This is a genomic window from Acidovorax sp. MR-S7 (assembly GCF_000400995.2).
In the GTDB taxonomy this organism is placed as follows: Bacteria; Pseudomonadota; Gammaproteobacteria; order Burkholderiales; family Burkholderiaceae_C; genus MR-S7.
In genome coordinates this window covers 12,100-32,112 of the sequence record NZ_DF238950.1, presented here as the reverse complement: position 1 = coordinate 32,112, position 20,013 = coordinate 12,100, and the positions used below count along the sequence as shown (strand labels likewise).

Genomic DNA, 20,013 nt, shown 5'->3' with positions numbered 1-20,013 from the left:
GCCGGGCTCAGGCCGCGCGGCGCTCCTGGGCCCTGAGCCAGCCATCGTGCAGCCACTTCTCCGTCTTGCGGTGGCCGGGGAAGGTGATCCAGACGATGTCGCGCTCGAACACCATCGGCTTTTCGTCGCTGCCGACGATGACCCAGAACCAGCGCCCGTCGGCCAGGTTGCGCGCCTTCATCTTCATGCCGGTCAGGGTCACGGTCTCGGTGCGGCTCTCGCGCTGCACGCGGATGGGTTCGTCATGCGGCTCGATCCAATGAATCTCCATGCATGGCAGCAGATCGCTCGCGTGGGTTTGCAGGAAGGCACGCGCGATGGCCTCGGTGCGCTCGCGCGAGGGCAGGGGCTTTCCTGCCAGGTCGAGCGAGATGTGGGCGAAGCCCTTGAGCACGCCGTCCGCCATCGCCACGGTGCTGAAGTGCTCGCCCTCCAGCCCGGCATTGCGGCCGTCGCGGCGCTCGTGGCGGGTGAGGATGGCGGGCGTGCCGTCCACCTGCACGACGCGGTGGGAGACGGCGTGGTGGCTGGCGGGGATGAGGGAACGGGTCATGGGAAGGGACTCCTGGGCGGTGGATGAGAACGATGCCGTGGCGAAGGCCAGTGCGGCGGCGATGGAGTGAAGGGCTTTCATGGGTGGTCTCCAGGGGCTGATGAAATAGGTGTGGCCGCGTACAGCGCCGCCGCGCCCAGCAGCGCGGCCAGCAGACCCAGCGCCGCGGCCTGCGGCCAGTGCGCCGTGGCCTGCGCCAGCCAGGGGCCGAGGCTGGCGCCCACGAACAGCACGAAGGTGTAGAGCGCCACGGCCAGCCCGCGCACCGGCGTGGCGGCCAGGCCCGCCACGCGGGCGATGAGGCTGGGCACGCTGGTGCCCACGCCCAGCACGAACACCACGCTGGCGGCCAGCAGCCCCGGCAGATGGGTGGTGCCCGACCAGGCGGCCAGCAGCAGCCCGGCGGCGGCCGTGCCCAGCCCCAGCGCGGCCAAACGCGCCGCGCCGATGCGCGCCATGGCGGCAGCCACGGCCAGCGGGGCCAGGAAGGCGGGCAGGGCCACGGCGCGCGCCGCCAGCGGCGTGATGCCCTGCGCGCGCAGGGCGGCGCCGGCGTGCATGTCCAGCAGCAGGTAGAAGGCCACGAAGCAGAGCAGGAGCAGCAGCGCCGGGCCATAGGCGCGGCGCAGGCGCGCGTCGGCCAGCAGCGTGCCCATGGCTTGAATGGACGCGCGCAGGGACGGCAGTGCGCGGGCGGCGGCGCGCGCATCGGCGGGCGTGCGCAGCAGTGCGCAGGCGGTGATGGCGTACACGGCGGCCAGTGGCAGCATGGCCGCGCCCAGGCCCCAGCGGCCTGCCACGGCGCCGCCGTACATCTGTCCCAGCAGCCCGGCGGACAGGAAGGCCGTGCTGATCCACGCCACGCCCCAGGTGCGCTGGCGCGGCGTGCCGCGTTCGGACAGGTAGGCGATGGCGGCGGGCGCGAACGCGGCGGCGGCCAGCCCCTGCAGCGCGCGCCCGGCCAGCAGCAGCGCGCTGGACGGCGCGCAGGCCAGCGCGGCGGTCAGGGGCGCCAGCGCGGCCAGCCCCCAGGCCATGACGGCGCGGCGGCCGAGCCGGTCGGACAGCGGGCCGAACAGCAGAAAGCCCGCGGCATAGGCCATGCCGAAGACGCTCACCACCATCCCGGCCGCGCCGGGCGCGAGGCCGTGGGCGCGCGCCACCTGCGGCAGCACGGGCAGCGGCCAATACAACTGCGACACCACGGCCAGCGCGCACAGGGCCAGCAGGGCGCGCAGCGGTGTGGAAGGAATGTGGGAGTCCGTAGATGTGTTCATTGCTTTTATGTAGTTAACTACATAAATGGGTAAAAAATAGATGAAAATGGCCTGCAGCGCTTACCCATCAAGCGCTGGCAGCTATGGTTTCAGGAGTTACGCCAGCAATCCCGCCTGGCGCAGCCGCTTGGCCAGCCCTTCGGCGAACTGGCGGTAGCCCTGGGCGTTGGCATGCACCTGGTCGGAGCGCAGGCTGGCGTTGCCCAGCACCTCGGCCCAGCCGCCCTCGTACAGCGGCAGTTGGAGTTCGCCGGCCAGCTCCGCATAGAGCGGGTGGTCGGTGAGCCGCCCGGTGCTGGCCGCCAGCAAAGAGAACTGCGGCACGGCCACCAGCATCACCTGCGCGCCCGTAGCGGTGGCGGCGCGGCAGATCGTGCGGATGTTGTCTTTGGCGACGGAGGCGCTCATCTGGCGCAGGAAGTCGTTGCCGCCGATGCCCACGATGAGGAGTTGGGGCCGGTGCTCCTCCAGCAGCGAGGGCAGCCGTGCCATCGCCTGGGCCGTGGTGTCTCCGGAGACGCCGCCGTTCACCACCTGCCAGCCCGTCAGCGCCTGCAGCACGGCGGGGTACGCGGTGGCGGCATCGGCGCCGACGCCCGAGGTCAGCGAATCGCCGAGCGCCAGCACGGTGCTGCCCGTGGCGATGGGCCGTGCCTTGGGCGCGCGCTTGCCGCAGGCGGCGAGCAGGGCGGTGGCGGGCAGCAGGGCCAGCAGGCGGCGGCGGGGCAGGGAATGGAGATTCATGCGTCGCGGTGATGGAGTTAGCGGGACAGGCCGGCTTCGCGCAGCTTGCCCGTGAGGCGCTGCAGCAGCGCGCGTTCCTCGGCGCTGAAGTGCTGCATCAGGTTCGCTACCCAGGCGTAGTGCGCGGGCAGCGCCTGGGCCAGCAGCGCGTCGCCCGCGGGCGTCAGGTGGATCAGCCAAGCGCGGCGGTCCTGCGGGTCGGCCTCGCGCCGGCACAGGCCCGCGCCTTCCATGCGGTCGAGGGTGCGCGTCATGGTCTGCGAGGTGACGGCCACGCCCTGCGCCAGCGCGCCCACGCTCAGTCCGGCGGGGTTGCGCTTGAGCAGCAGCAGCACGAAGAACTGCGACTGCGACAGGCCGCCGTTCTTCGCCAGGTTGGCGTCGAAGGCCGACAGCATCTCGCCCGTGGCCGAGGCCCAGGCCAGCCAGGCGTGCAGGCCGTCCACGTCGGGGTTGCCGTAGGCGGCGCCGAAGGCGGCCAGGGTGTCGTAGCTGGGCAGGTCTTGCAGTTCAAACATGGCTGAAATGTAGTTAGCTGCATATTTGTTGTCAAGCAAGGCGCATGGCGCCTCATGCCAGGGCCGTGTCCAGCACCATCATGAGCACGAACCCCACCATCAGCCCCGCCGTGGCGAACGATTCGTGGCCCTTGCGGTGCGATTCGGGAATGATCTCGTGGCTGATGACGAACAGCATGGCCCCGGCGGCGAAGCCCAGTCCCCAGGGCAGCAGCAGTGCCGAATGGCCGACGGCGGCGGCGCCGGCCACCGCGCCCAGCGGCTCGACCAGGCCCGAGGCGATGCCGAGCGCGATGGCCAGGCCGCGCGTATAGCCCGCCGCGACCAGCGCCGCGGCGACGACGAAGCCCTCGGGCACGTCCTGGATGGCGATGCCGATCGCCAGCGCATGGGCGCGCATGCCCTCGTTGCCCGCGTAGCCGACGCCGATGGCCAGCCCCTCGGGCAGGTTGTGCAGCGTGATGGCGAAGACGAACAGCCAGGTGCGGCGCAGCTGCTTGGCCTCGGCGCCCTCGCGTCCTTTGATGAAGTGCTCGTGCGGCAGCAGGTGGTCCATGGCCAGCAGCACCAGCGCGCCCATGAGGATGGCGCAGCCCACCACGCCGCCCGCGGCCCAGTTGCTGCCGCCGAACAGGGCGGCGCCGCGTGCAGCGTCCAGCCCCGGCAGGATGAGCGAGAACGCGCTGGCGGCCAGCATCACGCCCGCGCCGAAGCCGAACAGCGTGTCCTGCACGCGCTCCGAGGGCCGCTGCGCGAGCAGCACGGGCAGCGTGCCGAGGGCCGTGGCCAGCGCGGCGACCAGGCCGCCGAGCAGCGCGCCCTGCAGCGCGGGCTGCTGCCCCAGCCCCTGCCAGGCCAGGGCGCACAGGGAGGGCAGGCCGGCGGCGCACAGGGCCAGGCCGGCCAAGGTTTGCAGGCGAAGCGGGCGCATGGGTTGCGGCATTAGCGGGGTTGTGCGGCTGCGTAGCGCCGGGCCACTTCGGCCCAGTCGATGACGTTGTAGAACGCCGCGATGTATTCCGGGCGTCGGTTCTGGTACTGCAGGTAGTAGGCGTGTTCCCACACGTCCAGCCCCAGGATGGGCGTGTGGCCCGAGGCGATGCCGCGCATCAGAGGGCTGTCCTGGTTGGCGCTGCTTTCCACGGCCAGCTTGCACTGCGGGTTCACTGTGAGCCAGGCCCAGCCGCTGCCGAAGCGCGAGAGCGCCGCCTGGGTGAACGCGGCCTTGAAGGCGTCGAAGCCGCCCAGGTCGGTGTCGATGGCGCGGGCCAGGTCGCCGCGCGGCGCGCCGCCGCCCTGGGGCGACATGACGCGCCAGAACAGGCTGTGGTTGGCATGCCCGCCGCCGTTGTTGCGCACGGGCGCGCGCAGCTTCTCGGGCAGGGTGTCGACCTGCGCGACCAGCTCGTCGAGCGGCAGGTCGGCGTAGGGCGTGCCTTCGAGTGCTGCGTTCAGGTTGTTGACGTAGGCCTGGTGGTGCTTGGTGTGGTGGATCTCCATCGTCCGGGCGTCGATGTGGGGTTCCAGCGCGTCGTAGGCATAGGCGAGCGGGGGCAGCGTGTAGGGCATGGCGGTGTGGTCCGTCAGGGAGAGGGAAGGGGGGCGAGGCGCTCGGCCTCGCCGTCGGGATGGAGGCGCACGATGCGCAGCGCGCCGGGCTGTTCCACCAGCACGCAGGCCTTGCCGGTGCGCTTGCAGTGGTCTTCCACGCGCCAGAAGTGGCCGTGGCTCGCGCAGCCGGTCTGGCAGATCACCAGGTCGGCGCAGCGCAGGCTGTGTTCGAGCCGCTCGGTGTCGGCATCCGCGGGCGGGGGCGGCAGGTTCGGGGCCAGGTCCAGGTCCAGCTCGGGCCAGTCGGCAACGGCGGCACGCAGCCGCTGGTGGTCTTCGCGCTCCCAGGCCAGGGCGCTGCACAGCACGACGGCCTGCGCGCGCAGGCGCATGAGCTGCTGCTGCAGCCGGGCGATCTCCCGGGCTTGGGCGCCGGCCTGCTCCGAGCAGCGCCGCTGCAGCGCGCCGTACTGGCGCAACAGCACGCCATGTTCCGGCACCAGGTGGTCGATGTCTTCTTCAAGGTATGGCACGGCGCAGCGGCTCCCTGTCAGGCGGGCTTGCGAAAGAAACTCTCGTGCTCGTGGAAAAAAGTGCCTGGCTAGATGGCGAACCGGTGGCTGGCAAAAAGCGGTCAACAGGCCGGGTTGAGCGACCCGTTGACTACCCCACGATGAGAGCCTTGCTGCAACGGCGGGCGTTGCAGCCTGGGCGAATCATAAGACGAAATACGAATGATTCTTGATAACTTTCAAAAAAAAGGGCTAATCCGGCTGCCGGGGTGCGCGGCGTGCAATTGCGTTCAATACAGCCCGCGCGCCGCGCGCCAGACTGCGGCCGCCATGACATCCCTGATTTCTTCCCTGCTGGCCATGGCCGGCTTCGCCCTCGTGGGCGCTATCACCCCCGGCCCCGTCAACGTGCTGGCGCTGCGCCACGGCAGCCAGGCGCGGCGACGCGTGGCGCTGCTGTTCGTGCTGGGCGCAAGCGCCAGCTACACGGCCCTGGTGGGGGGCATGGGGCTGGGTGCGCGGCTGGCGGCGGCGCTCGTGCCAGGGCTGGCGCCAGTGGCGCAGTGGCTGTGCGCGGCCTATCTGCTGTGGCTGGCGTGGCGCATCGCGGGCGCACCCGTGGGGGCGGTGGAGGCGCGGGCGCACGCCGCCGCACGGCCCTGGCGCGCGTTCGCGCAAGGCGCAGCGGTGCAGGCGCTCAACCCCAAGGCGTGGCTGGTGGCGCTGTCGGGCGTGGGGTTGTTCGTGCTGCCCTACGGCGCGGCCCAGGGCAGCGCGCTGGCATGGTTCTGCGCCGTATCGCTGGCGGCATGCCTGCTGGGCGTGGGCTGTTGGGCCGTGGCGGGGCGGGCGCTGGCGCGCTGGCTGGGCACGGATGCGCGCCAGCGGCTGTTCCACAGGGGGCTGGCGCTGCTGCTGGTGGCCAGCGTGGCCGCTATGCTGGCGTGATGACCACCACCTTCCACCGCCACCCGCATGCGCCGTGGGCGGAACTGCGCGAAAGCCGCGCCTCTCCCCACTGCTTCCGCCTGCACATGCACGCGGAATACTCCATCGGCATCGTCGATGCGGGCACGGCCATCTTCCATCATGCGGGCGGGCCCGAGCGCGTGGCGGCGGGCTGCGTGGTGCTGATCGAGCCGGGCGTCTGGCATGCCTGCAATCCGGGCGACGGCGCGCCGTGGTCGTACCGCATGCTGTTCGTGCAGGCCGACTGGCTGCATGCGCAGCTGGACGTGGCGGCGCTGCGCTTTTCCGTGCGCCTGCTGCAAGACGCGCCCACGGTGCAGGCCGTCGATGCGCTGTGCCGGCCGCTGCACGGCGCCACGCTGGCCGGCTTCGCCGACGGCCTGCTGCGGCTGGTGCGGCGCCACGGCGCGCCCGCCCAGCCCCTGGAGCGCACGCCGCATGCCGATGCGGTGGCTGGCGCGCTGCACTGTCTGCACGCGCAGCCGCAATCAGCCCCCAGCGTGCAGGCGCTGGCCCAGGCCTGCGGCATGAGCGCGCCGCGCTTCATCCGCTGCTTCAAGGCCGCGACGGGAGTGACGCCGGGCGTCTACCGGCTGAACCTGCGCCTGAACGGCGCACGCCGCCTGCTGGCGCAGGGCGCGGCGCTGGCCGACGCGGCGCACGCCATGGGCTTTGCCGACCAGGCCCACCTGCAGCGCGCTTTCAAGGCGCACCATGCGCTGACGCCGGGGCGCTATGCGCAGTCGCTGCCGGTGCGGTAAACCCTCCTGAAAAGACAGCTGGCAGCGCTTGCCTGGTAAGGGCTAGATTCGGATTTTTTGAGATTTCCTGGTGAGGCTGTGAACCCGCTTCACAGCAGCCGCTGCAAATGGTCCCTGAGCGTTTGCAGGCTCACGAAGCTCAGGTCGTACATGGCGCTCAGACCTGCTGCCTGTTCCTGTGTCAGGTCGGTGGACAGGATCAGGAAGCGGCTGCGGTCGATGTCCAGGCGCTTGCGCAGGCGCAGGTATTTGTCGATGTCGCGGCGGAATTCGCCGCTCTTGCATTCGATGCAGATGGGCGGCTGCCCTTCGGGCAGGCAGACCACGTCCAGTTCGTGCAGATCTTCGTTCGGAAACACCACCTTGACGCCGCGCGCGCACGAGAAACCGGCGCCACGGTCGCGCACGTGTTCCAGCAGGCAGGCCAGCGCGTACCACTCCAGCCAGCCGCCGTCGAAGAACTGGCGGATGGCCGGCGCTGTCTGCAGCGTCAGGCGCACGATCTTCTCGGGCTTCTGGTAGTGGTAACGCGCGAAGAAGGTGTGTTCGTACAGGTTGCGGCAGAGCTGGTTGATGGTCTGGGCGTCCTTCTGCGGCAGGCGCGCCAGTTCCAGGTTCACCCAGCCATGGCTCTTGCGGTAGGCGTAGCGCAGGCGGTTGATCAACTCGCTGAACAGCGCGTGGTTGTCTCCCAGCCGCAGCGCCGCGTCGTCGAAGAAACCGCTGGTATCGACGTTGGCGGGGTCGATCTGCGCCTCGATGTGCTGCGCGGCGAACCACTGCTGGAGCGCCGCGTGCTGCCCGCCGCTGGCGAGGTGGCCGGGGGACGCGGGCGGCTGTTCGGCAGGCGGCGGTGCGCTGGCCGCTGCCTGCTTGAGGGCGTTGAGTTCGCGCGTTGCTGCCGCCAGCCGCTTGACCAGTTCTTCCACGAAGAACACGGTGCCATAGACGGTGCTCGGCGTGCCGCAGCGTCCGCACGCGGCTTGGGCGCTGACGGGTGTCTGTGCGTCTTCACTGACGAAGCCGCATTTGTTGCAGCGGTAGATGGGCATGCCCGTGCTTTCTTTCTGCTCAGTTCTCCATGGCGCTGCGCGCTACCCACAGCGCTTAAAGCTGGCCAGGGGGCGTGTCACTTCAATGAATGCGCATGCCCGGCTGCGCGCCGGGGAACGGCTCCAGCACGTAGATGCCGGGGTGCGCCTTCTCGTCCGCATGGCTGGCGGCGAGCACCATGCCCTCGGAGATGCCGAACTTCATCTTGCGCGGCGCGAGGTTCGCCACCAGCACGGTGAGCTTGCCTTCGAGCTGCGCGGGCTGGTACATGCTGGCGATGCCGGAGAACACGGTGCGCGTCTGCCCCTCGCCCGCGTCGAGCGTCAGGCGCAGCAGCTTGGTCGAGCCCTCCACGGCTTCGCACTTCACGATCTTCGCGATGCGCAGATCGACCTTGGCGAAGTCGTCGATGGTGATGGCTTCGGCGATGGCCTCGCCGCCGGGCAGGGGCTTTTCCACGGCGGGGGGCTCGAACAGCGCGTCGAGCTGCTCGGGCGTGACGCGCTGCATCAGGTGCTTGTACTCGCCGATCTGGTGGCCCGCGCCCAGGGGCCTGGCCACGTCGTCGAAGCCCTCGGGCGGCACGATGAGGAAGTTCGCCACCTCGGCGGCCACGTGGGGCAGGATGGGCCTGAGGTAGATGGTCAGGATGCGGAAGGCCTCGATGCAGGTGGTGCACACGTCGTGCAGGCGCGCCTCCATGCCTTCCTGTTTGGCCAGTTCCCAGGGCTTGTTGGCATCGACATAGGCGTTCACGCGGTCGCACAGCAGCATGGTCTCGCGTGCGGCGCGGGCGGTGTCGCGGGCCTCGTAGGCGGCGACGATGGCGCCTTGGCTGCCGCGCAGCGCGGCCAGCAGTTCCTGGCCGTCCGCGGACACTGGGCCCAGCTTGCCTCCGAAGCGCTTGGCGATGAAGCCCGCCGCGCGCGAGGCGATGTTCACGTACTTGCCGATCAGGTCGGAGTTCACGCGCAGCATGAAGTCCTCGGCGGTGAAGTCGATGTCCTCGTTCCTGCCGTTGAGCTTGGCGCCCAGGTAATAACGCAGCCACTCGGGGTTCATGTTCAGCGCCAGGTACTTGAGCGGGTCCAGGCCCGTGCCCCGGCTCTTGCTCATCTTCTCGCCGTTGTTCACGGTGAGGAAGCCGTGCACGCAGATCTTCGTCGGCGTCTTGCGGCCGCTGAACTTCAGCATGGCGGGCCAGAACAGCGTGTGGAAGGTGATGATGTCCTTGCCGATGAAGTGGTACTGCTCCAACTGCGGGTCGGCCATGTAGGCGTCGTAGTCCTCGCCGCGCTGATTCAAAAGGTTCTTGAGCGAGGCGAGGTAGCCCACGGGCGCGTCGAGCCACACGTAGAAATACTTGCCTGGCGCATCGGGGATCTCGATGCCGAAGTAGGGCGCGTCGCGGCTGATGTCCCAGTCGTCCAGGCCGGTGCTGGTGCTGCCGTCGGGGTTGGTGCGGGTGCCGAACCATTCCTTGATCTTGGCGGCCACCTCGGGCTGCACGTGCTGGCCGTCCTGTGTCCATTCGGTCAGGAATTCCACGGCACGCGGGTCGGAGAGCTTGAAGAAGAAGTGCTCCGAGGTCTTGAGCACCGGCCTGGCGCCCGAGAGCGCCGAGTAGGGGGCGATGAGGTCGGTGGGCGCGTAGACGGAGCTGCACACCTCGCAGTTGTCGCCGTACTGGTCCTTGGCGTGGCAGCGCGGGCACTCGCCCTTGATGAAGCGGTCGGGCAGGAACATGTTCTTCTCGGGGTCGAAGAACTGCTCGATGGTGCGCGTCTCGATGAAGCCGGCCTTCTTCAGGTCGAGGTAGATCTGCCGGGACAGCTCGTGGTTCTCGGGGCTGTCGGTGTTGCTCCAGTTGTCGAAGGCGATGTGGAAGCCGTCCAGGTACTGCTTGCGCCCGGCGGCGATGTCGGCCACGAACTGCTGGGGCGTCTTGCCGGCCTTCTCGGCGGCGATCATGATGGGCGCGCCGTGCGCGTCGTCCGCGCCCACGAAGTTCACCGCGTTGCCCTGCATGCGCTGCGCGCGCACCCAGGTGTCGGCCTGGATGTATTCCATGATGTGGCCGATGTGGAAGTTGCCGTTGGCGTAGGGCAGGGCGGTGGTGACGAAGAGTTTGCGTGCGGTCATCGGGGCGGCTTTCCATGCGCCTCTGCTGGCGAGGCGTAACCCGCGATTTTAGGACGCGACCGGCCGGCCGCTGTCGTGCCAGCCGAAGAAGGCGCAGACCTCGCTGCGCCGCGCCAGCGTGTCGGCGCGGCCCAGGGCCATCAGCTCGCGCGTGTAGCCGCGCTCGAACAGCAGGTAGCTCGCCAGGGCCGCGCCGCCCTCGTTGGCCGCGTTGGCGCGCACGCCCAAAGCGCCGAGCATGGTGCGAACGGGCCCGGGCAGGTCGTTCACGTGGCGGGCGGCCACCTCGTCCAGGCCCTGCGAGGGGGCGATGACCAGCAGCTCCAGCAGGCGCAGCGGGCTTCTGCCACGCACCTCGGGCGGGATCAGCGCCAGGGTCTGGTTGATGCGCTGGGCGCGCTCGATGTCCACCGACAGCGCGTCCAGGAAGATGGTGGACAGCGCATGTCCCGCGATCTGCGCCAGCGCCGGGTAGGGCGGCACATCGCCCGCTGGGCGCGGGCGCGGCGGCTCGTACATGCGGCCCGCGCCCACCACCAGGATGCGCTCGGCGCCCAGGTGGATGGCCGGCGCGATGGGCGCGGTCTGGCGCATGGAGCCGTCGCCGAAGAACTCGGTGTGCCCGTCGATGGGCAGCCGCGTCGCAGGGAACACGAACGGGATGGCCGACGAGGCCAGCAGGTGCGCATGCGTGATGCGCTCGCGCGTGGACTTGCGCTGCGAGCGCGCCCAGGACGCCAGCGCGTCGGCTGCCTCGAAGAAGGTCACGTGCTCGCCCGAGCTGTAGCTGGACGCCGTCACCGCCAGCGCGCGCAGGTGGCCGCGCTGGATCAGCCCCGGCACGCGCGCCAGCGGCACCATGCGCGCGAGCAGGTGGTGCAGCGGCGTGTTGTCCAGCAGCGAATGCGGGTGCATGCGGCGCCAGCGCGCCAGCGCCCAGCCCACGGACAGCAGCGTGAGCCAGCGGGCGCCGGTGCGCATGACCGACAGCGAATCGGCCCGGTAGACCTGCCCCGCATGGAAGTTGCGCCACACGCGCGAGATGCGGCGCACCGCGCGCTGGAAGTCGTCGGCGCCGCAGGCCAGCGCTGCGGCGTTGATGGCGCCCGCCGAGGTGCCCGTGAGCACCGGGAACGGCCACGGCGCGCGCTCGGCCCCGCAGGCCACGCGCAGCGCGGCGATGGCCTCCAGCACGCCCACCTGGTAGGCGGCGCGTGCGCCGCCGCCTGTGAGCACCAGGCCGGTGACGGGCTGGGAGAGCATCGCGTCAGCCCTGGGCTTTCAACAGCAGCGCGGCCAGCGTGGCGCCTTCGAGCAGCACCAGGGCGTTGTCTTTGGCGAAGGCGCGCGCGCTCTCGCTCACCGTGCCTTGCAGGGCCACATAGACGCCCGTGCGCGCGCCCTGGCGCTCCACCTCGGCCTGCAGCGCGCGCAGTGGCTCCACGCCGTGGGTAGCGGCCTTCCAGCGGCGCGCGGCCACCAGGGTGAACTGCCCGTCCTTGTCCAGGCGCAGGTCGGCATGCTGGCCGTTCAAGCCCTGCACTGCATAGCCCTCGGCGCGCCAGGCGCGCTCCAGCAGGGCCGCGAATTCGCGCCAGGGCATGGCCGCGGCCGCCTCCAGCATGCCCTGCACGCGCGCCGCGCTGGGCGCGCGCCACTGGCGCCAGGCGGCGATGCAGCCGATCACCGCGATGGGCACGGCGCCCATGGCGGCGAAGGGCGCCAGGTCCGCCGGCATGAGCGCGAAGCAGGCGGCCGCGATGGCGGCGGCGATGGCGAAGCTGACCCACCAGGGCGAGCGCAGCAGGATGGCGAAGCCCGAGTTCGGGGCCATTTTGAGTTTCACGGGGTTCCTTGCTTGCTATTCAATCAGGAGCTGTTTACGCTTGTGGGGTAAGCGCTGCAGGTCGATCTGATTCTAAATCCAGCACCGCCCGCGCCAGGCGGTCCAGGCCGTCGGGCGAGAGGTCCGGCGCGGCCAGGCGCTGGCGCTGCTCCCATTGCGCGAAGTTGCGCGCCTGCGAGCGGCCGTAGTGCGGGTCGTAGTGCCGCTCCATCAGCTCGCCGAAGAGCGGGGCCAGCTCGTGCGTGCGCGCCCAGCCCTGCCAGCGCTGCACCGTCTCCTTGCCGTGCAGCTCGGTGAGCGCGGCCAGGCGCTGGGCCAGGGCTTGCGGGTCGTCGCCCAGGTAGGCGTAGTCGCGCAGCAGGTAGGCCAGGCGCTCGGGCGCGGGGGCCTCGATCTCGATGCAGGGTGCGGCGCGCAGGCGCTCCACCAGCGGCACGGGCACGGACAGGCGGCCGATGCGCGCGCTTTCGCCCTCCACGTAGAGCGGGCGGGCGAGGTCCAGCCCCTCCAGCACGGTGGCGATCTGCGTCTCGAAGTTCTTCTGCGAGGGCTGGGGCACGCCGGGCAGCGCGCCCAGCAGCGAGCCCTTGTGCCGCGCGCAGTGCTCCAGGTCCAGCACCTGCGCGCCCTGCAGGGCGAGCTGCTGCAGCACGCGCGTCTTGGCGCTGCCCGTGGCACCCACGAGCACGCGGAGCTGAAGCCGGGGCGCCAAGGCCTCGATGGTGGCGATCATGTGGCGGCGGAAGGCCTTGTAGCCGCCCGCGAGCTGCTGCGCGTCCCAGCCGACCAGGCGCATCCACTGCACCATCGAGCCGCTGCGCATGCCGCCGCGCCAGCAGTAGACCAGCGGGCGCCAGTTCTGCGGCTTGTCGGCCAGCGGCCCGCGCAGGTGCCGCGCAAGGTTGGCCGCCACCATCGCACCGCCCACGCGCCGGGCCTCGAACGCGCCCTGCTGGTGGTAGAGGGTGCCGACGATGGCGCGCTCCTCGTCGTCCAGCACGGGGCAGTTGATCGCGCCGGGGATGTGGTCCTCGGCGAACTCGGCGGGCGAGCGCGCGTCGATGATGGCGTCGAAGGCGTGGCGGTCGGCGGGGCGGGTGGGCTGGTGGCGGGACACGGAAAGGCGCGGCAGTGGAGGCTGCCGCGACTATAGAAGCATCCGCGCCAGTATCCCTAGAAGAGCGACGGCAGCCAGCCCCAGCAGCGTCGCCACCGTCTGCCAGAACGCCACCGGGTCGCGCTCGGCCAGCGGCGGCGCGCGGCGGCGGTGGAAGTCCGGGCCGGGCGCGCGCAGGTCGTGGGCGAATTCGGCCGCCGCCTGCTGGCGCCGTGCGGGCTGCGGGTGCAGGGCCTTGCGCAGCACGGCGTCCAGCCAGGCGGGCAGGTCGGGGCGGTGGTGGGTCAGCGGCACGTAGCGCAGGCGGCGCGCATCGGCACCGGGGCGCAGGCGCGCGGCCTGCAGGCCGTAGGGGAGTTGGCCGGTGAGCATCTCGTAGGCGATGGCGGCCAGCGCAAACAGGTCGGAGCGGGCGTCGCCGCCCTGGCCGGTGAGGTATTCGGGCGCGGTGTACTGCAGCGTGCCCTCGATGGTGGTGGGCGGCCCGTCGCTCGCCGCGTGCAGGCCGGGCACGTGGGCCGAGGCCAGGTCGATGATGCACGCCGTGCCCTGCGCGTCGATCACCACGTTGGCCGGGCGCAGATCCTGGTGCAGCACCTCGCGCCGGTGCAGGGCCTGCAGGCCGCGCGCGACCTGTTCGACGATGGCGCGCACTTCCTCCAGCGCGGGGCGGGGGTGATCCACCATCCACTGCGCCAGGGTCTGCCCGGGCACGTATTCGAGCGCAGCGAACAGGTGGCTGCGCGGGCGCTGCGGGGCGCGGGCGCGCACCACGTGGGGGCTGTCGATGCGGCTGGCGACCCATTCGTCGAGCAGGAAACGGTCGAGGAAGGCCGCATCTTCGTGCGCGCTGGCGGCGGGGGTCTTGAGGGCCACGGGCTCGCCAGTGACGTCGTCCACGGCCAGGTGCACGTGGCTGCGCGGGCCGACGTACAGCGCGCGCACGATGGTGTAGCCCTCGAAGGCCATGCGCGGCGCGAGCGGCGGCGGCAGGCGCAGGCCGTCGCGCGGCAGCAGGGTGTTCAGGCCCGTTGCTGCGGGCAGCGTGTCGATGCGCAGCAGTTGCACGGTGGCGTCGTCCTCGCTACCGTGCGCGCGGGCGTGTTCGCACAAGGCGCGGGCGGCGGCGTTCAGGTCGTCGCCATGCCGGTGCAGCGCGGCGTGCACGGCGGCGGCGTCGATGTGGCCGTGCGCGCCGTCGGTGGCGAGCAGGTAGAGGTCGCCCACCTCGGCGAGCCAGCAGCGCGTGTCGATCTCGATGTGCGCGTGCAGGCCCAGCGCGCGCGCCAGGTACGACTGGCCCGCGCCCACGTGCAGGCGGTGGTCCTCGGTCAGCGGCTCCAGCGCCTGCGGGTGCACGCGGCAGATGCGCGCGTCGCCCACGTGCAGCAGGTGCAGGTCATGCCCGTGCAGGATGAGCGCGCTGAAGGCGCAGACGTAGCCGCTGTCCTTGTCGAAGCGCGCCGGGCCGCGCTGGTTCTGCGCGTGCAGCCAGGCGTTGGTGGCGGCCAGCACCTGCTGCGCGGCGCGGCGTACGGGCCAGGCGTCGGGCGTGGCGTAGTAGTCCTCCAGGAAGCCGCGCACCGCCGCGCTGCTGGCCACCTGGCTCACGCGGCTGGAGCCTATGCCGTCGGCCACCGCCAGCGCGATGCCGCGCGCCGCGCGCAGGTGGCCCGTGGGCAGCATGGCGCCGTGGAAGTCCTGGTTCACGCCGCCCTGTTTGCCCAGCGAGTGCTGGCCGAGCGTGACCTTCATGCCGTGCGCTTGGGTGCTGTCTTGTAGTGCGTCGAATAAAGGGTGGCGCCGACGAACGTGAGGCCGCCGACGAGGTTGCCGAGCACGGTGGGGATCTCGTTCCAGATCAGGTAATCCATGATCGTGAAGTTGCCCCCCAGCATCAGTCCCGTGGGGAACAGGAACATGTTCACGATGGAGTGCTCGAAGCCCATGTAGAAGAACACCATGATGGGCATCCACATGCCGATGGCCTTGCCCGAGACGCTGGTGGACATCATGGCCGCGACGACGCCGGTGGAGACCATCCAGTTGCACATCACCGCGCGCACGAACAGCGTGAGCATGCCCGCCGCGCCATGCGCCGAGTAGCCCAGCGTGCGGCCTTCGCCGATGTGGCCCAGTTTCTGCCCGACGGCGTTGGGCGCCTCCGAGAAGCCGAAGGTGAAGATGATCGCCATGAACACCGCCACGGTGATCGCGCCCGCGAAGTTGCCCACGAACACCAGCCCCCAGTTGCGCAGCACGCTGCTCCAGGTGGCGCCGGGGCGCTTGTCGATGACGGCCAGCGGCGCCAGCGTGAACACGCCCGTGAGCAGGTCGAACCCCATGAGGTACAGCAGGATGAAGCCCACCGGGAACAGGAGGGCGCCCAGCAGTGGGTTGCCGGTGTTGACGGTGACGGTGACCGCGAAGGCCGCCGCCAGCGCCAGGATGGCGCCGGCCATGTAGGCGCGGATCAGCGTGTCGCGGGTGGACATGAGCAGCTTGGATTCACCGGCATCGACCATCCTGGTGACGAATTCGGCGGGGGCGACGTAGGCCATGAGAACTCTCCTTGAGAGAAGCATCTGAAAAGCAAAAAGGCGTCCTTCGCACCGCCCTGCCATGCAGGGATGCGAAGGGACGCCTTCATCCCGGAAACGGGGCCGTCTTCAGCCTCGTTGCCGTCAGTGAATGCAGGTTCCGTGCCAGGGCTCTTGCTGGATTTGCTCCTGAAAAAGGAGCTGCTTGCGCTTGTTGGGCAAGCGCTGGAGGCCGAAAGCGTTCAAATTTCCTTGACCCGCGCGAAGGCCAGGTCGGGCAGCGCCAGGGTGGCCTCGGCCACGTCGAGCAGGCGGCGGTTCTGGTCCATCGAGGCTTTCTGTAGCGCACGGAAGGCGGCTTCCTCGGTCAGGCCCAGGCGCGCCATCAGCATGCCCTTGGCGCGCTCGATCACCTTGCGCTCCGACAGTGCGCGGCGTGCGGCCTGCAGCTCCACTTCGGTGCGCGCCAGGCGCTCGGATTGGGCGTGCAGCAGCTCGCGCAGCGCGGCGGCTTCGCCGGCGAGGGGCTCGGCCGTGGGCGGCTGCTCGCGCAGGCGGCGCAGCAGCCCTTCGGAATCCTCCAATTCCTGCTGCGCCTGGCTGGCGTAGCGTGCGCATTCCATGCGCAGGTGGCGTACCAGCGCGGCTTCCATGGTCCCCAATGCACCGATACGCTCGCTGGCGGCGGCGAACCATTCGCCGCTGGTGTCCGCATCCAGCGCTGCGCCGGGGCGTGCGGCGCAAAGTACGCGGCGCTGGCGTTCCAGCCGCACCATGCCGGGGCCGAGCTGCAGGCTCTCCCATTCGGCGCGCAGCGCGGCATCGGCAAAGCCGGCGAACACGCGCAGGCTCTGCTCCTGCGCGTCGATCAGGTGGGCGATGCGCTCCTGCTCCGCCGCATCGCACTGGCCCGATGCGAACAGGTGCGCACCCGCCGCGCGCTCCTGCCCCGCAGCCTCCTTGGCCTGCACGACGTGCAGCAGCGCCACCAGCGGGCGCGAGACGCTGGGAACGCCGGGCAGCAGGCTGGCGTCGGCCACGTGCGAGAGCAGCCGCACCATGCCCGCGATGCGCTGGGTGAAAGCGGCGATGGCGTCCTGCGCGCGGGTCTGCCGCGCCTCGATGGCGGCGCGCTGCGCGGGCAGGGTCTCCAGGCCCAGCAGCACACTGGCCATGAGGCCGAGCATGGCGGCGTCCACGTCGGCATCGGCTTCATCAGGACTTTCCTCACCCTGCGCTGCCAGCAGCGCATGCAGGCCTGCCAGCGCGGGGGCGCCAGCGTCGATGGCGGCGCTGCGCTCATCGGCGAAGCGCGCGCCGCCCGAGGCGAGGTACACGCTGCTCGCGCCGCGCTCGTGCTGCAGCGCGTGGATGCATTCGCGCAGCGCGTCCACCAGCGCGATGCGCGCGGCCAGGCGGCGCGCGGCCTGCATCTCCAGGCGCTTGGCGCGCAGCACCAGCCGCGTGGCGGGAGCCGTGCTCATCCGCAGGCGACGAGCACCTGCTCGCCCTCCATGCGCACCGGGTGGGTGCGCACCGAGTGCTCGGGCGCCTCCAGGCATTCGCCGGTGGCCAGGTCGAAGTGGTTCTTGTAGAGCGGCGAGGCGACCACGGTGCGCCCGCTCATGCTGCCCACCAGCCCGCGCGAGAGCACGCTGGCGCCGCAGGTGGGGTCCACGTTGTCGATCGCGTAGAGCTGCCGCAGGCCGATGCGGAACACGGCCACGTGCCGCCCCTCCACGAGGGCGCACACGCCCGTGTCGGGCAGGATGGCGTGGATGGTGCAGACGGGGGTCCAGGTCATGGTGATCTCCTTTGCTCTTGTTTCGATAGCTGCTTGCGCTCGACGGATGGGCGCTGGCGGTGGTTTATGCAATTGCCGTGCCGGGCGCGTCGCCGTTCACGAAGGTCTTGAAGCGCTGGCGCACGGCGGGCGTGGTCACGGCGGTCTTCCATTCGCACTGGTAGGTGTCCACCACGTGCTGCATCTGCGCCTCCAGTTCAAAGGCCAGGCCCAGGCTGTCGTCCACCACCACGTCTTTCAGGTAATCGAGCCCGCCTTCGAGCGATTCACGCCACGTGCTGGTGCGCTGCAGCCGGTCGGCGGTGCGCACGTAGAACATCAGGAAGCGGTCGATGAGCTGCACCAGCCGCTCCTTCGTCAAATCGCTCGCCAGCAGCTCGGCGTGGCGCGGCTTCATGCCGCCGTTGCCGCACACGTAGAGGTTCCAGCCGCGCTCGGTGGCGATGATGCCCACGTCCTTGCCCTGCGCCTCGGCGCATTCGCGCGTGCATCCTGATACGCCGAACTTGATCTTGTGCGGCGCGCGCAGGCCCTTGTAGCGGTTCTCCAGCTCCACGCCCAGGCCCACGGAGTCCTGCACGCCGTAGCGGCACCAGGTGCTGCCCACGCAGCTCTTCACCGTGCGCAGGCTCTTGCCGTAGGCGTGGCCGCTTTCGAAGCCGGCGGCGATCAGCTCTTCCCAGATCGGCGGCAACTGCTCCAGCCGCGCGCCGAACATGTCCACGCGCGCGCCGCCGGTGATCTTGGTGTACAGGCCGTATTTCTTGGCGATGCGGCCCACGGCGATCAGCCCGTCGGGCGTGACCTCGCCGCCGGGCATGCGCGGTACGACGGAATAGGTGCCGTCCTTCTGGATGTTGCCCAGGAAGTAGTCGTTGCTGTCCTGCAGCTTGGCGAGCTGCGGCTGCAGCACGAACTCGTTCCACACCGATGCCAGCACGCTCGCGGCCACGGGCTTGCACACGTCGCAGCCCAGGCCCTGGCCGTGCCTGGCGAGCAACTCGTCGAAGGTCTTGATCTGCCCCACGCGCACCAGGTGGTAGATCTCCTGGCGCGAATGCGCGAAGTGCTCGCACAGGTGGTTGTTCACCGCCATGCCGCGCTGGGCCATCTCGGCCTTCATCACCTGCGTGACCAGCGGCACGCAGCCGCCGCAGGTGGCGCCGGCCTTGGTGCAGGCCTTGATCTCCGCAATGGTGCAGGCTCCTTCGCCCACGGCGGCGCGGATCGCGCCCTTGCTCACGCCGTTGCACGAGCAGATCTGCGCGCTGTCGGGCAATGCGTCCGCGCCCAGGCCGGGCCGGGCCTTGCCGTCGCTGCTGGGCAGGATGAGGAATTCCGGGTCTTCGGGCAGCGCGATGCCGTTCAGCGCCATCTGCAAGAGCGTGCCGTACTCGTCGGCATTGCCCACCAGCACGGCGCCCAGCAGCTTCGTGCCGTCCGCGCTCACCACGATCTTCTTGTAGACCTGCTTGCGCTCGTCCACGTACTGGTAGTTGCGGCAGCCGGGCGTCTTGCCCTGGGCGTCGCCGATGCTCGCCACGTCCACGCCCATCAGCTTGAGCTTGGTGCTCATGTCGGCGCCCGCGAACGCGGCCTGTGCATCACCCGCGATGTGCCGCGCCGCCACGCGCGCCATCTCGTAGCCGGGCGCGACCAGGCCGTAGAGCTGCTCGTTCCACGACGCGCATTCGCCAATCGCGTACACGTTGCGGTCGCTGGTGCGGCAGTGGCCGTCGATGGCCGCGCCGCCGCGCGGGCCCACGGCCAGCGCGCATTGGCGGATCAGGTCGTCGCGCGGGCGGATGCCGGCGGAGAAGACGATCATGTCCGTCTCCAGCCAGGTGCCGTCGGCGAACACCATGCGGTGGCGGGCGGTGGCGCCGTCGGTGATCTCCACCGTGCTGCGGCTGGTGTGCACGTGCACGCCCAGCTCCTCGATCCTGGCGCGCAGCACGCGCCCGCCGCCCTCGTCCACCTGCACGGCCATCAGGCGCGGGGCGAACTCCACCGCGTGCGTCTCCAGCCCCATGTCGCGCAGCGCCTTGGCGCATTCCAGGCCCAAGAGGCCGCCGCCCACCACCACGCCGCTTTTCGACTTGGCACCGGCCGCCATCATGGCCTCCAGGTCTTCGATGGTGCGGTAGGTAAAGCAGTACGGCCGCTCGCGCCCCGGCACCGGCGGCACGAAGGGGGCGGAGCCCGTGGCCAGCACCAGCTTGTCGTAGGGCAGCACCTCGCCGCTGGCGGTGGTCACGGTGTTGCGGCGCCGCTCCACGGCCACGGCGCGCGCGGCCAGGCGCAGTGTGAAGCCGGTTTTTTCAAAGAAGCCGGGCTCCACCAGCGAAAGGTCGTCCGCCGACTTGCCCGCGAAGTATTCGGAGAGGTGCACCCGGTCGTAGGCGGGGCGGGGCTCCTCGCACAGCACCGTCACCTCGGCCTGGGCCAGCCCCTGGCCGTGGAGTTCTTCGAGAAACTTGTGGCCCACCATGCCGTGGCCGATCACAACGATCTTCATCACGCTCACCTGCTGCTGTACGCACGCCGCCAAGGAGCACGCGCCGGATTGGAAACACGGCAGGCGCAGGGCCTGCCCGGGGTTCCGCCGCCGTTAGCGGATTGAAGA

19 protein-coding genes are annotated in these 20,013 nt (G+C 70.5%); 2 read left to right on the top strand and 17 right to left on the bottom strand.

Going from position 1 to position 20,013, the window contains the following annotated elements:
- Window positions 1–7 precede the first annotated feature (7 nt).
- The 7 genes from AVS7_RS16320 to AVS7_RS16290 form a co-directional block, all read right to left on the bottom strand.
- A complete protein-coding gene (locus tag AVS7_RS16320) occupies window positions 8–634 on the bottom strand; it encodes a hypothetical protein (RefSeq protein WP_020230669.1) in 627 nt (208 codons plus the stop codon).
- Complete coding sequence (locus tag AVS7_RS16315) at window positions 631–1,830, bottom strand: MFS transporter (protein WP_020230668.1); 1,200 nt, start codon at window positions 1,828–1,830, stop codon at window positions 631–633. Before AVS7_RS16315 ends, AVS7_RS16320 begins: the two co-directional genes overlap by 4 nt.
- Before the next feature lie 96 nt (window positions 1,831–1,926).
- The gene (locus AVS7_RS16310) at window positions 1,927–2,574 is read right to left on the bottom strand and encodes a GDSL-type esterase/lipase family protein (RefSeq protein WP_020230667.1); all 648 of its coding nucleotides are present in this window, start codon (window positions 2,572–2,574) and stop codon (window positions 1,927–1,929) included.
- 17 nt (window positions 2,575–2,591) lie between these two features.
- Window positions 2,592–3,092, bottom strand: coding sequence for a MarR family winged helix-turn-helix transcriptional regulator (locus AVS7_RS16305; RefSeq protein WP_020230666.1), 501 nt, complete (start codon window positions 3,090–3,092; stop codon window positions 2,592–2,594).
- A 52-nt stretch (window positions 3,093–3,144) separates the two neighbouring features.
- Entirely contained in the window at window positions 3,145–4,023 is an 879-nt protein-coding gene (locus tag AVS7_RS16300; protein ID WP_020230665.1) for a ZIP family metal transporter, read from the bottom strand.
- 11 nt (window positions 4,024–4,034) lie between these two features.
- A complete protein-coding gene (locus AVS7_RS16295; RefSeq protein WP_020230664.1) occupies window positions 4,035–4,661 on the bottom strand; it encodes a superoxide dismutase in 627 nt (208 codons plus the stop codon).
- A 14-nt stretch (window positions 4,662–4,675) separates the two neighbouring features.
- Window positions 4,676–5,176: a DUF2325 domain-containing protein gene (locus AVS7_RS16290; RefSeq protein WP_020230663.1), complete on the bottom strand. Its 501-nt coding sequence runs from the start codon at window positions 5,174–5,176 to the stop codon at window positions 4,676–4,678.
- Window positions 5,177–5,494: 318 nt separating this feature from the next.
- Here AVS7_RS16290 and AVS7_RS16285 point away from each other — a divergent pair, with 318 nt between their 5' ends.
- A complete protein-coding gene (locus AVS7_RS16285) occupies window positions 5,495–6,103 on the top strand; it encodes a LysE family translocator (RefSeq protein ID WP_034691852.1) in 609 nt (202 codons plus the stop codon).
- Window positions 6,103–6,885, top strand: coding sequence for an AraC family transcriptional regulator (locus AVS7_RS16280; protein WP_020230661.1), 783 nt, complete (start codon window positions 6,103–6,105; stop codon window positions 6,883–6,885). The genes AVS7_RS16285 and AVS7_RS16280 overlap by 1 nt, the downstream gene beginning before the upstream one ends.
- Window positions 6,886–6,974: 89 nt before the next feature.
- On the opposite strand, the gene AVS7_RS16275 is transcribed toward AVS7_RS16280, so the two are convergent.
- The 10 genes from AVS7_RS16275 to nirB all read right to left on the bottom strand — a co-directional run bounded on the left by AVS7_RS16275 (window position 6,975) and on the right by nirB (window position 19,905).
- The gene (locus AVS7_RS16275) at window positions 6,975–7,937 is read right to left on the bottom strand and encodes a hypothetical protein (protein WP_020230660.1); all 963 of its coding nucleotides are present in this window, start codon (window positions 7,935–7,937) and stop codon (window positions 6,975–6,977) included.
- An 82-nt stretch (window positions 7,938–8,019) separates the two neighbouring features.
- Entirely contained in the window at window positions 8,020–10,080 is a 2,061-nt protein-coding gene (gene metG, locus AVS7_RS16270) for a methionine--tRNA ligase (protein WP_020230659.1), read from the bottom strand.
- 48 nt (window positions 10,081–10,128) lie between these two features.
- A complete protein-coding gene (locus AVS7_RS16265) occupies window positions 10,129–11,343 on the bottom strand; it encodes a patatin-like phospholipase family protein (RefSeq protein ID WP_020230658.1) in 1,215 nt (404 codons plus the stop codon).
- Between the two features lie 4 nt (window positions 11,344–11,347).
- The gene (locus tag AVS7_RS16260; RefSeq protein WP_020230657.1) at window positions 11,348–11,914 is read right to left on the bottom strand and encodes a restriction endonuclease; all 567 of its coding nucleotides are present in this window, start codon (window positions 11,912–11,914) and stop codon (window positions 11,348–11,350) included.
- 46 nt (window positions 11,915–11,960) lie between these two features.
- Window positions 11,961–13,043, bottom strand: coding sequence for a tRNA 2-selenouridine(34) synthase MnmH (gene mnmH / locus AVS7_RS16255; RefSeq protein WP_020230656.1), 1,083 nt, complete (start codon window positions 13,041–13,043; stop codon window positions 11,961–11,963).
- A 30-nt stretch (window positions 13,044–13,073) separates the two neighbouring features.
- Window positions 13,074–14,798: a bifunctional protein-serine/threonine kinase/phosphatase gene (locus tag AVS7_RS16250; protein ID WP_020230655.1), complete on the bottom strand. Its 1,725-nt coding sequence runs from the start codon at window positions 14,796–14,798 to the stop codon at window positions 13,074–13,076.
- A complete protein-coding gene (locus AVS7_RS16245) occupies window positions 14,795–15,604 on the bottom strand; it encodes a formate/nitrite transporter family protein (protein WP_020230654.1) in 810 nt (269 codons plus the stop codon). Before AVS7_RS16245 ends, AVS7_RS16250 begins: the two co-directional genes overlap by 4 nt.
- A gap of 221 nt (window positions 15,605–15,825) precedes the next feature.
- A complete protein-coding gene (locus tag AVS7_RS16240; protein WP_020230652.1) occupies window positions 15,826–17,067 on the bottom strand; it encodes a nitrate- and nitrite sensing domain-containing protein in 1,242 nt (413 codons plus the stop codon).
- Window positions 17,064–17,387 carry a nitrite reductase small subunit NirD gene (gene nirD / locus AVS7_RS16235; protein ID WP_020230651.1) on the bottom strand — a complete coding sequence of 108 codons (324 nt, stop codon included), beginning with the start codon at window positions 17,385–17,387 and terminating at the stop codon, window positions 17,064–17,066. The genes AVS7_RS16240 and nirD overlap by 4 nt, the downstream gene beginning before the upstream one ends.
- Window positions 17,388–17,451: 64 nt before the next feature.
- A complete protein-coding gene (gene nirB / locus AVS7_RS16230; protein WP_020230650.1) occupies window positions 17,452–19,905 on the bottom strand; it encodes a nitrite reductase large subunit NirB in 2,454 nt (817 codons plus the stop codon).
- Window positions 19,906–20,013 lie beyond the last annotated feature (108 nt).